Here is a 12,807-nt window from a genome sequence, read left to right as displayed (position 1 = left end):
CGGCTTTATGTCTTTTCTGCGGTATACGGGACTATTTCGTCGCCGCTTTGATGATCTGAAGCGCTTTGGCGAACTGATCCTGCGGAATCGTCAGCGGGTAAAGGAAACGAATAACGTTGCCATACTGACCGCAGGTCAGCAGCAGCAGTCCTTGCTCAAGGGCTTTCTTCTGCACGCGTTGTGCGGCGGAAGCGTTGGGTTCCCCTGTCACTGGATCACAGAATTCAGCAGCAATCATAGAACCTAAACCACGCACTTCGGCCAGTTCAGGACACCCTGCTTGCGCATCTGTCAGAGCGGCGCGCAGCTGTTCGCCGAGGGCCGCCGCACGCTGGCACAGCTGTTCATCATGAATAATGTCCAGTACTGCATGGGCCGCCGCGATCGACAGCGGGTTCCCGGCGTAAGTTCCACCCAGACCACCCGGCGCAGGTGCATCCATGATTTCGGCTTTGCCCACGACGCCAGACAGCGGCATACCGCCCGCGAGGCTTTTCGCCATGGTCATCAGGTCCGCTTTATCGGCGTAATGATCCATCGCAAACAGCTGGCCCGTACGGGCAAACCCGCTTTGTACTTCATCGGCGATCATCACGATGCCATGCTCGTCGCAAATACGGCGGATGGCGGCCACAAATTCCGGCGGTGCCACCACGAAGCCCCCTTCGCCCTGGACGGGTTCGAAGATAATCGCCGCAACCTGGGTTGGGTCGATATCGGCTTTAAACAGACGCTCAATCGCTTTTAGGGAATCCGCCGTGGAAATACCCTGCAATTCAGAAGGATACGGAGCATGGTAAACAGAGCCAGGGAACGGACCGAAACCTTTTTTATAGGGTGCCACCTTGCCGGTTAACGCCATCGTCATGTAAGTACGACCATGAAAACCACCGCCAAATGCGATAACGCCAGGACGCCCGGTATGTGCGCGTGCAATTTTCACCGCGTTTTCTACCGCTTCAGCCCCGGTGGTGAAGAATGTGGTTTTACGCTTGCCATCGATTGGCGCGACGGCGTTGATTTTCTCAGCCAAAGACACATAGCTTTCGTACGGGACAATCTGATAAGCCGTATGGGTAAAAGCCTGAAGTTGCGCTTCGACTGCCTGCACCAGGCGAGGATGGCGGTGTCCGGTGTTCAGCACGGCAATCCCGGCGGCAAAATCAATGTACTGATTGCCTTCGATATCGGTAATCGTGCTGTTTTCTGCCGACTGGGCATAAAAATCACACATCACACCCACGCCACGCGGGGTGGCATCCAGACGACGTTGTTGCAGGTTTTTATTGTTCATTCTCTACACCTTGTCCATTAATACATTTCGGTTGAATTACCCTTTAAATTTAGACGCCGTCTGGTACTTTAATCGAGAGCCAAATCGTTTTATTTTAAGGATCCAAATGCGTTCACTTGCCGGAGATGTGATCAAGCAGGCATTTAGTCAGCAGACTGACGAAAAACTACATCGCCGCCTGTATGCCGCCATTTGTAGTTGCATCCTCGAAGGTAGCCTGAAACCGGCTACCCGAATGCCTCCGTCGCGTGACCTGGCAGGAGAGCTGGCGCTATCGCGCAATACCGTCCTGCGGGTTTACGAGCAGTTGCAGGCCGAAGGTTATATTTCTGCGCGTACCAGTAGCGGCACATTTGTCACTGACAGCGTGCTGGACAATCTCAACCTGCGTCCCAATAAAGAACCTGTTGCTGCCGCTCTGGAGGATCACACCCGCTTATCTGCCCGCTGCCTTGAGCTGTTAGGTAATGCCAGCGCCAGTCCCCGTCAGTGGGGCGCGTTTATTCCAGGCGTACCTGATGTAGAGCATTTTCCGCACCGGGTGCTCAAAAAAATTCAGGACAGGCTGGCAAGACGATTGCGCCCGGAGTTTCTCACTTACGATGCCGCAGGCGGTGTGAATGAGCTGAAAGAAGCACTGGCAGACTATCTGCGCACCGCTCGCGGCGTGCGGTGTTCGCCGGAGCAAATTCTGATTACCGAAGGTATTCACCAGGCGCTGGATCTGGTGACCCGAACGTTATGCAACCCGGGCGATTACGCCTGGATTGAGGAGCCGGGCTACTGGGGAATCAAAAATATTCTGCGTATCAATGCGGTAAATTTTTCAGCTATCCCGGTTGATGAACAAGGTATGGTCCCGCCGGATGCAGGCGAAACACCGCCAAAACTTATTTTTGTGACACCGTCACATCAATACCCTCTCGGTTCGGTGATGAGCCTCAGTCGCCGCCGGCAACTTATCTTTCGCGCACGTGAAACGCGAAGTTGGATAGTGGAAGATGATTACGACAGTGAGTTCCGCTTTTCCGGCCAGCCGATCCCCTCTTTGCAGGGGCTGGAAGAAGAGACACCGGTCATCTACATCGGGACATTCAGTAAGACACTCTATCCCGCACTTCGACTCGGGTATGTCGTGCTACCTAAATCGTTAGCCGCTCCGCTGAAAAAGGTTCATAACGACCTCTATCGTGGTGGACATCTGTTGATTCAGGCCGCGCTGGCGGAGTTTATTCGCGAGGGTTATTACGCAGCGCACATTCGGAAAATGCGCCAACTATACAGTCGTCGTCGCCAGATGCTGGTAGAGCTTATCAGCCGCCAGCTTGGTGAACATTATCTTGGTTCCTTCAGCAGCAACGCCGGGCTGCATATGATCTTACAGTTACCCGCAGGGAGCGATGACGCGGTCATTGCCCAACAAGCGAATGCGCAAGGGTTGTTGGTGCGCCCGTTATCACGCTATTACGTGAATGAAGAGAAACGCAGCGGCCTGTTGCTGGGGTTTGCAAGTATTGAAGAGCATGAAATGCCGGCGGCGTTTACCCGACTCGCGGATATTATCAGGGTAAACACCGTGTAAGCACTGCCGGATGGTGGTGCAAGCACCTTATCCGGCATACTGTTTAATGTGACGCTTTTTTAATCCCAGCCAGATCTTCATGGCTTACTTCGCCATTCCCTTCACCCCAGGTCTTACGCACGTAATTAATCACGTCGCGCATTTCGTTGTCACTTAACATGCCTCCGTAAGCGGGCATCTTGAAGGAGACGCTGCCACGCGTTGTCGGTGTTTCTGCGCCGTGGGCAATCACTCTGAACAGCGGCGTCGGGTCATCAACCATGACCAGCGGATTGTTGACCAAAGAAGGTGCGTTATCATCCGTACCTTTCCCTTCCAGACCGTGACAAGTTGAACAGTAACGGTTATAGGTCACTTTTCCCGCCTCAGGTGAATTCGACCAGGATGCTGTAGTCGCAGCAGCACGCACCGTTTCAGGCTTCGCGCTTTTCAGACTCAGCAGATATTGGGCGATCGCCGTGGCATCTTCGTCGGTCAGATACTGTGTACTCTGCGTGACGACTTCAGCCATCGAACCTGAAACCGCAGCATGCTTGCTCTTACCGGTCAGCAACAGCGATTTTAACGCCTGCTCAGACATTCCGCTGCCCCGCAGCGAAGGTGCATACCAGCCGTCAATCATCGCTCCGCTCAGGTACTCGGCATCTGCATGAGTATAGGCTTTTTCATTCATCGCCATGCCTCTCGGTGTATGGCAAGAACCGCAGTGCCCGGGACCTTCCACCAGATAAGCGCCCCGTTTTATCAGAGCTGTGTTGTCATCTGGTTTCGCGCTATCTACTGTCGTCGCTGGCGCGTCGGTAAACAGCCAGTTCCAGATATGCAGTGGCCAGCGGGCGGAGAGTAGCCACGGAATGGCATTCTCTTTATTGGGTTGCGCAGACGGTGTGACATCATGCATAAAATAGCGATACAGCGCCTGAACATCCTCGTCAGAAAGTTTTGCATAAGAGGGATAAGGCATGGCCGGATAGAGCGGATGACCGTCTTTGGCAATTCCCTGGCGTACCGCCTTTTCAAAATCCTCGTATGAGTAATTACCAATACCCTGTGCCTTGTCCGGGGTAATGTTGGTCGAATAAATATCCCCCACCGGAGTAGGAAACTTTTTACCCCCCGCCATCGCTGCACCACCTTCAGCGGTATGACAGGCGACGCAGTCTGAAATTCGCGCGATGTATTCACCGTTAGATTCAGCAGCGCTTACCGAAGCGGTAAATAAACAGGCGGCGAGAATGGTTACGTTACGCATAGATCACCCCATATCCTTGAGTTCATTAACCGCACGCCATGCCTGATCGATTGCTGTGTGGGCATAAGCACTCCAGTCAGAATCGGAGTTAGCGATGGCAATGCGACCGACTGGCTGACGCGCCCGCTCGATAATTTCTGGCATTTTATCCATATCATCGAACAGTGAATTGGCGTAGTACGCATAGCCATGCGCCCAGCGGTTAACGGTAATGGCGGAGATATCGCGTTGATTATCAAAACCTGTTGAGCCAAACATCTCCTGCAACTGGGAGCGAATCATCTCCTCATGCGCCGCAAAAGTGGTCCCCAGCAAATAGGCTCGTCCTAGGCGGAACTGCTCTCTGGCCGATAGGTTACTGCCCGGGTAGGTCGGCACATAGACCATGTGAATGACCATCGGATCGTCCGGGGAGGCCGGATGCTGATACCCACCAATACTGACCGGATAGTCGAGCTTAACCCGGCTGTAAGGTGCCGCTGGAGAATAAAATTCATGTACGCCAAGCTGTTTGAACGCCTGCCAGTTTTTTACCACCACGTTGGTGTACACCAGCGGAGCCTTGACGTTCAGTTTGAGATCCGCCTGCTGCTGTTCCGGCATCTCAGGCACCAGATACGGGATCATCATGTTATAGCCTGCCATGATGGTGTTCTTACCGCGCACACGGTGCATTTTACCGTCACGCAGATAGGTCACCACAACGCCATCCTGCACGTTGGCCGCATTAATCACTGTGCTGTTCAGGCGCAGGCGCGTGGTGTTTTCTGGTAGATCCAGCTTTTCATAATGTAATCTGGCGAGAACAGAGTCTTCCATAGTGTTACCCGGTAGCGCATCCGGCAGCATATACCTGACTAACAGTCGGGCCAGACCGGCGTTACCGTCCGGGAAATGGTAAACATACGGCTCTTCGAGGTCGGCCAGCGACTCTCCGTCCAACGGCGGTAACCCCATCCCTTCCATGCCGGGTAAGGCGCACGCCCTGGCATCGCTGCAGGAGATGCCTTCAATGCCGATGGCAAAGAAGTCATTGGAACGCTGCTGAAAATAGAGCAGCGCCATTTTGCTCAAACCCACTTTTGTTGCTAAAAATTCACTGTAGCTGTGGGTATCCAGCCATTCCATTTTCTCATCGACCGTCATCCCCGGAAGGTAATCGCCAGGGCGTACATGCAGGTCGATCAGCGCTTTTCTGTCGTTCTCACCTAGCGGAAAATCATTGATAAAGTCTTCAATTTTACGGCCATTGAGCCTGTCCGGCGGAATATCATCAGATACCGCGCGGCCCGGATCGCCGCTGACGATTTTTGTTACGCCAAAATTCTTCTTGTCGAAAAAAACCCCGCGACTGAGCTGCCAGTCGGGGTAGAAGTTTACGTCAAAACTCTCTTTTAACCGCGTGACGCTGACGCCCACGGTTTCCATCAGTTTTTGTACTTCAGGGCTGAAATTATGCGCGGGTGACTGGAATGCTTCGCTGCCGCCATAACCGAGTAATTTCTTGCCCGAGCTGGTAAATTCATTACGTTTGGCGTGTCCGCCAAAATCGTCATGGTTATCGAGGATCAGGATCCGGCTATTTTGCCCGGCAACTTGACGCCAAAAACAACCGGCAGCTAACCCGCTAATCCCGCCCCCAACAATCACCAGATCGTACTCTTCCTCAACGGGCAGAGCGTTTAAATCAAAATGCTTCTGCTCGCGGCCTAGCGCATGCGCCATTTCAAATGATCCAGGATGATTACCCCGCAGCCCTGTCAGCGCAGGAGGATAATAATTTCCATCTATAAATGCGTTTCCCTTTCCTGTCGCCCTGACCCACTCCAGCGGGGTAAGTCCCGCCGCAATAGTCACCGCGACGCCGTTGAGAAAATCACGTCTGGTAATTGCCATTAACTTTTTTCCTTATTGCTACACACTGCCTTTAATACGACAAAAATAAGAGAAATACCCCTTCTTAGTTATAAAGGGACACAACCGACTACTTCACTGGCTTTAACTCTTCATCCAGTTTTTTAGAATCATAATAATCACCCTGCCAGGTGATTTTTCCTGCTTTAACATGAATATAGCTTACGCCTTCAAATTTGATCGGATTATTTGTCGGCGGACTCCCTGCCCATTCACCACTATTTTTGCCTGAAAATTCCCAACGGAATGCCACGGTGTCTTCGTCGTAGACGGGTTTGCCAACCATTTTCCAGTTCAGATCTGGCACCGCCTTAATAAAAGCGCCGATAACCTCTTTTTCCGCTTTTTCTCTCCCGTTTACCGGTTCACCCGCGGCGGCATCATAATAAACCGCATCATCCGCAAGATATTGAGCGGCTCGCGAAGCATCATGCGCATTCCACGCCGCCATATATTCTTTTACGGTATTCAGTGATGTACTTTCTGCAAAGCTATAGCCCGAGAGCATCACTAATGAAAGCACCGCAATTTTTACTGTTTTCATCGTAATCCTCTCTATTCAGAAATGTCACACATGATATGTTTCACCCGAGTATATTCTTCGAGTGAATAGGATGAGAGATCTTTGCCATAACCCGATTTTTTGAACCCGCCGTGCGGCATTTCGGCACACAGAGGAATGTGATTGTTAATCCACACCGTGCCAAAATCGAGGTCAATGCTGAAGCGCTGCGCGCGACCATGGTTACGGGTCCAGACGCTGGCGGCAAGACCATACTCCACATCATTCGCTTTGTGTAGTGCCTCTTCGTCAGTAGAAAACGACTGAATGGTCATTACCGGACCAAATACTTCACGCTGAATAGCTTCATCATTTTGATGCAATCCGGAGACAATCGTCGGCTCAAAATAGAAGCCCGGACCTGGCCCGGCGCGCCCACCGGTTTCAATTTTTGCATGTGCCGGTAAACGCTCAATAAAACCTTTCACCTGCTCCAGTTGATTCCGGCTATTCAATGCGCCGTACAGCGCATTCTGATCTTCTGGCGGCCCAAATTTGATACTTTTTGTTTTCTGGATCAGTTTTTCCAGAAACTCAGCATAGATGGATTGCTCTACCAGGATCCGCGTAGCCGCTGTGCAATCCTGCCCGGCATTGAAAAAGCCTGCCGTAGTGATTGTCGCAATCGCCTTGTCCATATCCGCATCGGCGAACACGACTGCAGGCGCTTTCCCGCCCAATTCCAGATGTGCTTTAGTCAGATTCGCCGCTGCTGATGCCGCAACCTGCAAGCCCGCGCGGACCGAACCGGTAATCGAAACCAGTGAAGCCTTCGGATTTGAAACCACCAGCGAACCAGTGCTGGCTTTGCCCAACACGACGTTAAACGCCCCCATCGGAAACAACGGTGCGGCCAGTTCAGCCAACAGCAGCGTACTCACTGGAGTGGTGTCGCTTGGCTTTAACACGACCGTGTTGCCTGTCGCCAGCGCTGGTGCAATCTTCCACACCGCCATCATGAACGGGTAGTTCCACGGCGTCACTTGCCCAACGATACCCAGCGGTTCACGACGGATGGTCGATGTAAACCCGGCGGAATATTCTCCGGCCGCCTTCCCTTCAAGACAGCGCGCCGCGCCAGCAAAAAAACGGATGGTATCGCAGGATGCCGCAATCTCCTCTTTCTCAATAAAATGGCGAAGCTGACCGGTTTCCTGACTCTGCGCGGTTACCAGTCGCTCAACGTTGCGTTCAATCTCATCAGCCAGCAGCAACAACGCCTTTTGCCGCTGTGCTGGCGTCGATTTTCTCCAGATGCTAAACGCCGCCTCCGCTGCTGAGTAGGCTTGTTCTACCTCCGCCTCGTTAGCGTTGGGAGAAATTGCGTATGTTTCACCGTCAACCGGACTCACCAGTTCGAAGCTATCTTCGCTACTGCCTGCTACATAGTGCCCATTAATAAAATGCTTCAGGGTTTTCATGTTTGTCTCCCGCCAATTAATACATAAAGAATCTTATGTAATATATATATTGTAAAATTTTTTCAAATGCGCAACATTGGCACTATGATAAGCCTCGCATTTTTAACTTAATTTTCACATTTGTAAGGTAAGGCTTTTCATTGCCAGCTGACGCGTTATGCTCAGCTCATCATGAGGTTATCGGGACACACATCCGCTTGTGCAGTGACGTTGCGCCCAGGCATGTAAAATAACTCGGCCATTCTTACCTTCCTTGCCCGACGGGCATGTGTTAAAAATGGTCGTTGTTTCAGGGAATTGAGTACAGAAAAGATTATGATTACTCACGCGGTCATATTTGCGCCTATCGGGCAGGTCAGTCGTTCAGACCAGATAGTCCAGCGCCTTTCAAATGCCATTATCACGGGGTTGCTGGAGCCAAAAGAACAGCTTCCCAACGAAACTGATTTGGCAAAAATGATGGGTGTCTCACATATCACTATCAGAGAAGCGCTAAACACGCTTCGGGCTAATAATCTTATCCATACGGTTCGCGGTCGTAATGGCGGGAGCTTCGTCTGCGAAAATATCGATGGCAAAAATAGCGCCCTACACCCGTTCAAAGCGATCAGTACGGATTATCTGTCTGATCTGGGTGAAATGCATTGCGCCATTATTAGCCATAGCGCGAGGCTGGCTTCCCGACGGATGACCGGTGCGGATATCGCCAAATTTCGCGAGTTTGTCGAGGTACTCAGAAAGGCAAACTCACCTGAGCTGATGACCCAGGCCGATATGCGTTGTCTGCTGGCGATTGCTGCCAGTTCGCATTCAGCGCGACTGGCCAATCAGGAGCTGCAAGTTCAGGCTGAATGGGCATCACTTGTGGCGATACTTTATCGCACAGACAGTATTCATGCGGAAATTATCGCGCTTTATTCAGCGCTGGCCGATGCACTGGCTGCTCACAACGAGGCAGAGTCAGTACAGTTTGCCACACGGATCATCGACAGGTTTACCTACTACCTTATTGAAAAAAAGCTGAAATATAACTCGAACTGACAATCAGTGAAGGCAGGACAGACAATGAGCTCTTCGACATCCCTAAGCGCATTAATCCGTAAAATTGATGACATTACTGTTTCTACCGTAGATTCTACCGTTGCGCTAGCGAGGAGCATCCATGAGGCGATTTCAGGGGTACAAAAGGCCTCAGCCGAGGTCGTCCTCGACCCATCAGTAAGATCCACCGTTCAACAGCACATCAAGCGCACGCTCAGTGACAACCATTACTGTTCAGGGGCGGGATTCGCCAGCCATATTGAGAGCACCGCAAACACAAAAGAGTACTGGTTGCTGGAGTGGTGGTATAAGAAAGATAACGGTTTGAGCCAGGCGCATCTGGATTTGGATCAGGCCACGCAACAACGACTGGATTTCAGAACCTTTGAGTGGTTTAAGCATTCTCCTCCGGCTGGCAAAGCCTATATCCACGGTCCCTACGTCGACTATATTTGCAATATTTCCTATACCCTAACGTCAGCCGTCCCGGTCTACTACAACGACCAGTTTCTCGGTGTTGCCGCGGTCGATTTGCTGGTCAGTCAGATAGAAGCCGAACTGCTCTCCTGCGCTCATCCTGATTATGTGATTCTGACCAATCTGGAAAACAGGATCATTTTCTCCAGTTGGCCACGTTTTCGCGTGGGTGAATTGCTGTCACCTGCAAATAGTACCGTGGTGTATCAGAGCGACTACTTTATCCTTTATCACTATCAAAACTAAGGGCCCGAAGGCCCTTAGTTTCTAGTTATCCTGCCCCATATTGAGCTTACTGGCGTACGAAATGGCGTCGTTTTCCGGCGCCGCTGAACGACCAAACGGACGGGTCAGGAACATATAAATAAGTCCCGAGCCAACGACAATCGCCAGGCCGAACAGGACCGTCCAACGGTCAATGAAGTCGCTGCTGTCTGCCGGTTGCGCCAGTAACCAGATCCCACACAATCCGTAAGCTAACGCCAGCACATTCACGATTACGCCCCAACCGCCAATGGTCCACTCCCCCGCCGGTTTCCAGCCTTTCAGGCGCTGACGCAGCGCGGCCAGCACAACCATCTGGAACGAGATGTAAATCCCGATAACAGCAAACGCGGTGATACGCGACAGGTTATCTGGCTGGAAATAAACCCAAACACAGATGATCACTGGCAGTAGGCAACTGACGACCATGGCATTATCCGGAACACCATTTTTAGAGATTTTGGCCATCCATTCACTTCCCGGCAGCATTCTGTCGCGGGAGAAAGAAAAGATAAGACGGCTTAACGCAGCCTGGAGAGACAAAATGCACGACAACATGGCGATAATCGCGACGACGATAAAGACAGTCGCGCCGGTTTCACCCAGAGCTTCATTAAGGATTGCCGGGATCGGATCGGACGTTTTGCCATTCACGATGCTGACCAGATTCGGTGAAGCCAGCAGATAACCCATAACAGAAATAATGGCGGAAATCGCGCCGAATACGATGCTTAAAATCATCGCCACTGGGATCTTTTTACTGGGATTCTGCACCTCTTCCGCAACGTTACCGCAGGCCTCAAAGCCAAAGAACATAAACAGTCCCATCAGCGCAGCAGACATAAATGCGGTGGAATAGCTGCCGTCATGAGCCAGCACACCCATCGAGTCAAAAATTACAGAGAACGGCTGCGAACGGTGGAAAATCAGCAGATAAATCCCCAGCGCGATCACGCTAACAATTTCACACCAGAAACCAATTTTCGCCACCCGGGCCAGATTTTTAGTCCCGGACATATTAACCGCCATCATCAACAGCAGCAGCAGAACGGAAGTCACCAACATCGTGGCTGGAGTCTGACCATAATGGAAGAGTGATTCAACAAACGTTGATGTATATTCCGCGATCGACGTAATGGTGACCACCAGTGCCCACAGGTAGATCCAGGCGGCGATCCACGCATATTTCTTGCCCCACAACCTTCTGGCCCAAGGGTAAAGCCCGCCGGTTATCGGATACTGGGAAGCGACCTCACCAAACACCAGCGCCACCAAAAGTTGCCCACATGCGACGATTAAAATCCACCATACTGCAGGCGGCCCCGCCAGCGTTACGGCCAGCGCAAACAGCGAGTAGACGGCGGTAAGCGGCGACAGGTAGGTAAAACCCAACGCAAAGTTTGAAATTAAACCGATCGATCTATTGAACTGTTCTTTGCCATCTTTTTGAAAATTATCGTTTTTCTTATCAGGTGTCTGTTCCATATAGCTTTCTCTTTTGTGGAATAGTCGCAGGGTTGAACAATTAATGTATAAAAGATATTAAGTTATATGTATAGTGATTTTGTCGCAGATTTGTTAAAAATGATCGCGCATCACGTTAATGAAAAAGTGGATTAAAACGGTAGAGAGAGCGAGAATTTTGCGGTATTTACAACCAACAATTCTTTAGCAATTGCGAACCGTGGGCCACTTTGGCGGATAAATACGCACAGCGGATTGCGTTCGATGCTAAGTAGCAAGAATCGCTGCTGTTAAGCAACATTTTTGCAATATAATAACGTGATGTTAAACGCTGAACCTGAGCAGGTGAATGATGGAAATTGATCTCGATAATCTGGTCTTTGATGGACTGGAAGAAGCGCAAGAGCGTAACGCTGAACGTCTGGAAGATGCAGACAAGAAAGCGCAAGAAATTATTGCTGATAATGATTGCGGTGACGCCTGCAAAATCTGATTTCCGAACCGGCGCAATGCCGGTTTTTTTTTACCTCCTGGCTATGCCCTCTCGCCTGGCTACATATCGCATTGCGTTTACCCACTGTTAACACCTTTTTCACTAATAACATTTTGTAAATAGATAAGAATTTTTTCTTATTTTGTCCTGAACCTGAGTTATGGGAGCGTAAAAAGCACAAACCAAAAAAAACGACAGGGACTTACAAAATGATGGTAACAAAAACTCACAGCGCGAAAAAAACACTGCTGGCACTCGGCATCCTGCTGGCATCAGGCATTAGCGTCTCACAGGCTCAGGCCGACCGACTGGCCGATATCAAAGCCGCAGGCGTAGTAAAAGTCGCAACATTTGACGCGAACCCGCCGTTTGGCTCCATCGATGCCAAAACGCATAAGATTGTCGGCTACGACGTCGATTTTGCCGAAGCGCTGGCCAAATCTCTTGGTGTAAAACTGGAACTGGTGGCGACCAATCCGGCAAACCGAATTCCGTTATTACAATCTGGTAAAGCCGATTTAATCGTTGCGGATATCACGATCACGCCTGAGCGGTCGCAGGTAATAGATTTCTCCGTCCCCTATTTTGTTACCGGCCAGCAGTTTCTTGTGCCAGCAAAATCTCCGGATAAGCTCGATCAATACAGCAAAGCACGCATCGGCGCGGTAAAAGGCACTACTGGTGAACAGGCACTGCATCAGCGCTTCCCGCAGTCGCGCGTACTGGCCTATGACGATATCCCGCTGGCGTTAACTGCACTGCGCAACGGCAATGTTCAGGCCATCACCCAGGACAGTACGATTCTGGCCGGTTTATTAGGCGGTGCGCCGGATAAAGCAGATTTCAAAATTCTACCGGACCTGCTGAGCAAAGAAGAGATTGGCGTGGGGGTGAAAAAAGGTGAGCCAGCGTTGTTAAAAGCCGTCAACGATGAACTTTTGAAGCTGGAATCTACCGGGCAGGCGGCCAAAATTTATGATGTCTGGTTTGGTCCTGAAACCAAAAATCCACAAGCCCGCGCTTTTAAAATAGAAGCCAAATAA

11 protein-coding genes are annotated in these 12,807 nt (G+C 51.0%); 5 read left to right on the top strand and 6 right to left on the bottom strand.

Features of this window, described 5'->3' with window-relative positions; all coding sequences use genetic code 11:
- Positions 1 to 31 precede the first annotated feature (31 nt).
- The gene (gene puuE / locus WC1_RS13615; protein ID WP_016150167.1) at positions 32 to 1,294 is read right to left on the bottom strand and encodes a 4-aminobutyrate transaminase; all 1,263 of its coding nucleotides are present in this window, start codon (positions 1,292 to 1,294) and stop codon (positions 32 to 34) included.
- 106 nt (positions 1,295 to 1,400) lie between these two features.
- Here puuE and WC1_RS13620 point away from each other — a divergent pair, with 106 nt between their 5' ends.
- The gene (locus tag WC1_RS13620; RefSeq protein WP_016150166.1) at positions 1,401 to 2,876 is read left to right on the top strand and encodes a MocR-like pyridoxine biosynthesis transcription factor PdxR; all 1,476 of its coding nucleotides are present in this window, start codon (positions 1,401 to 1,403) and stop codon (positions 2,874 to 2,876) included.
- Positions 2,877 to 2,919: 43 nt separating this feature from the next.
- Here WC1_RS13620 and WC1_RS13625 read toward each other — a convergent pair whose 3' ends face one another.
- The 4 genes from WC1_RS13625 to WC1_RS13640 all read right to left on the bottom strand — a co-directional run bounded on the left by WC1_RS13625 (position 2,920) and on the right by WC1_RS13640 (position 8,025).
- On the bottom strand, positions 2,920 to 4,128 hold the full coding sequence (locus WC1_RS13625) for a c-type cytochrome (RefSeq protein ID WP_016150165.1): 1,209 nt from the start codon (positions 4,126 to 4,128) through the stop codon (positions 2,920 to 2,922).
- A gap of 3 nt (positions 4,129 to 4,131) precedes the next feature.
- Positions 4,132 to 6,024, bottom strand: coding sequence for an NAD(P)-binding protein (locus WC1_RS13630; protein WP_016150164.1), 1,893 nt, complete (start codon positions 6,022 to 6,024; stop codon positions 4,132 to 4,134).
- Positions 6,025 to 6,112: 88 nt separating this feature from the next.
- Positions 6,113 to 6,586, bottom strand: coding sequence for an ester cyclase (locus WC1_RS13635; protein ID WP_003029299.1), 474 nt, complete (start codon positions 6,584 to 6,586; stop codon positions 6,113 to 6,115).
- Between the two features lie 11 nt (positions 6,587 to 6,597).
- Entirely contained in the window at positions 6,598 to 8,025 is a 1,428-nt protein-coding gene (locus WC1_RS13640; RefSeq protein ID WP_016150163.1) for a gamma-aminobutyraldehyde dehydrogenase, read from the bottom strand.
- Positions 8,026 to 8,340: 315 nt separating this feature from the next.
- On the opposite strand from WC1_RS13640, the gene WC1_RS13645 reads away from it, so the two are divergent.
- Positions 8,341 to 9,066, top strand: a complete 726-nt coding sequence (locus WC1_RS13645; protein WP_016150162.1) for a FadR/GntR family transcriptional regulator — start codon at positions 8,341 to 8,343, stop codon at positions 9,064 to 9,066.
- A gap of 24 nt (positions 9,067 to 9,090) precedes the next feature.
- Positions 9,091 to 9,789: a cache domain-containing protein gene (locus tag WC1_RS13650; protein WP_003029308.1), complete on the top strand. Its 699-nt coding sequence runs from the start codon at positions 9,091 to 9,093 to the stop codon at positions 9,787 to 9,789.
- 21 nt (positions 9,790 to 9,810) lie between these two features.
- On the opposite strand, the gene WC1_RS13655 is transcribed toward WC1_RS13650, so the two are convergent.
- Positions 9,811 to 11,292: an APC family permease gene (locus WC1_RS13655; protein WP_016150161.1), complete on the bottom strand. Its 1,482-nt coding sequence runs from the start codon at positions 11,290 to 11,292 to the stop codon at positions 9,811 to 9,813.
- A gap of 331 nt (positions 11,293 to 11,623) precedes the next feature.
- Between WC1_RS13655 and WC1_RS24675 the strand changes: the two genes are divergently transcribed.
- Together WC1_RS24675 and WC1_RS13660 are read left to right on the top strand one after the other, a co-directional pair.
- Complete coding sequence (locus WC1_RS24675) at positions 11,624 to 11,764, top strand: hypothetical protein (RefSeq protein WP_003832695.1); 141 nt, start codon at positions 11,624 to 11,626, stop codon at positions 11,762 to 11,764.
- A 209-nt stretch (positions 11,765 to 11,973) separates the two neighbouring features.
- A complete protein-coding gene (locus tag WC1_RS13660; RefSeq protein ID WP_016150160.1) occupies positions 11,974 to 12,807 on the top strand; it encodes an ABC transporter substrate-binding protein in 834 nt (277 codons plus the stop codon).

Source organism: Citrobacter sp. KTE30 (genome assembly GCF_000398825.1).
Taxonomy (GTDB): domain Bacteria; phylum Pseudomonadota; class Gammaproteobacteria; order Enterobacterales; family Enterobacteriaceae; genus Citrobacter; species Citrobacter freundii.
Note: the sequence above shows the minus strand (reverse complement) of the source record. Positions and strands in the feature narration are given on the sequence as shown.

What these genes read in the sequence shown, in the direction of transcription:
- WC1_RS13640 (WP_016150163.1), bottom strand. Translation starts at nt 8,025, where the DNA reads ATGAAAACCCTGAAGCATTTTATTAATGGGCACTATGTAGCAGGCAGT.
- WC1_RS24675 (WP_003832695.1), top strand. Translation starts at nt 11,624, where the DNA reads ATGGAAATTGATCTCGATAATCTGGTCTTTGATGGACTGGAAGAAGCG.
- puuE (WP_016150167.1), bottom strand. Translation starts at nt 1,294, where the DNA reads ATGAACAATAAAAACCTGCAACAACGTCGTCTGGATGCCACCCCGCGT.
- WC1_RS13655 (WP_016150161.1), bottom strand. Translation starts at nt 11,292, where the DNA reads ATGGAACAGACACCTGATAAGAAAAACGATAATTTTCAAAAAGATGGC.
- WC1_RS13620 (WP_016150166.1), top strand. Translation starts at nt 1,401, where the DNA reads ATGCGTTCACTTGCCGGAGATGTGATCAAGCAGGCATTTAGTCAGCAG.
- WC1_RS13660 (WP_016150160.1), top strand. Translation starts at nt 11,974, where the DNA reads ATGATGGTAACAAAAACTCACAGCGCGAAAAAAACACTGCTGGCACTC.
- WC1_RS13650 (WP_003029308.1), top strand. Translation starts at nt 9,091, where the DNA reads ATGAGCTCTTCGACATCCCTAAGCGCATTAATCCGTAAAATTGATGAC.
- WC1_RS13635 (WP_003029299.1), bottom strand. Translation starts at nt 6,586, where the DNA reads ATGAAAACAGTAAAAATTGCGGTGCTTTCATTAGTGATGCTCTCGGGC.
- WC1_RS13630 (WP_016150164.1), bottom strand. Translation starts at nt 6,024, where the DNA reads ATGGCAATTACCAGACGTGATTTTCTCAACGGCGTCGCGGTGACTATT.
- WC1_RS13645 (WP_016150162.1), top strand. Translation starts at nt 8,341, where the DNA reads ATGATTACTCACGCGGTCATATTTGCGCCTATCGGGCAGGTCAGTCGT.
- WC1_RS13625 (WP_016150165.1), bottom strand. Translation starts at nt 4,128, where the DNA reads ATGCGTAACGTAACCATTCTCGCCGCCTGTTTATTTACCGCTTCGGTA.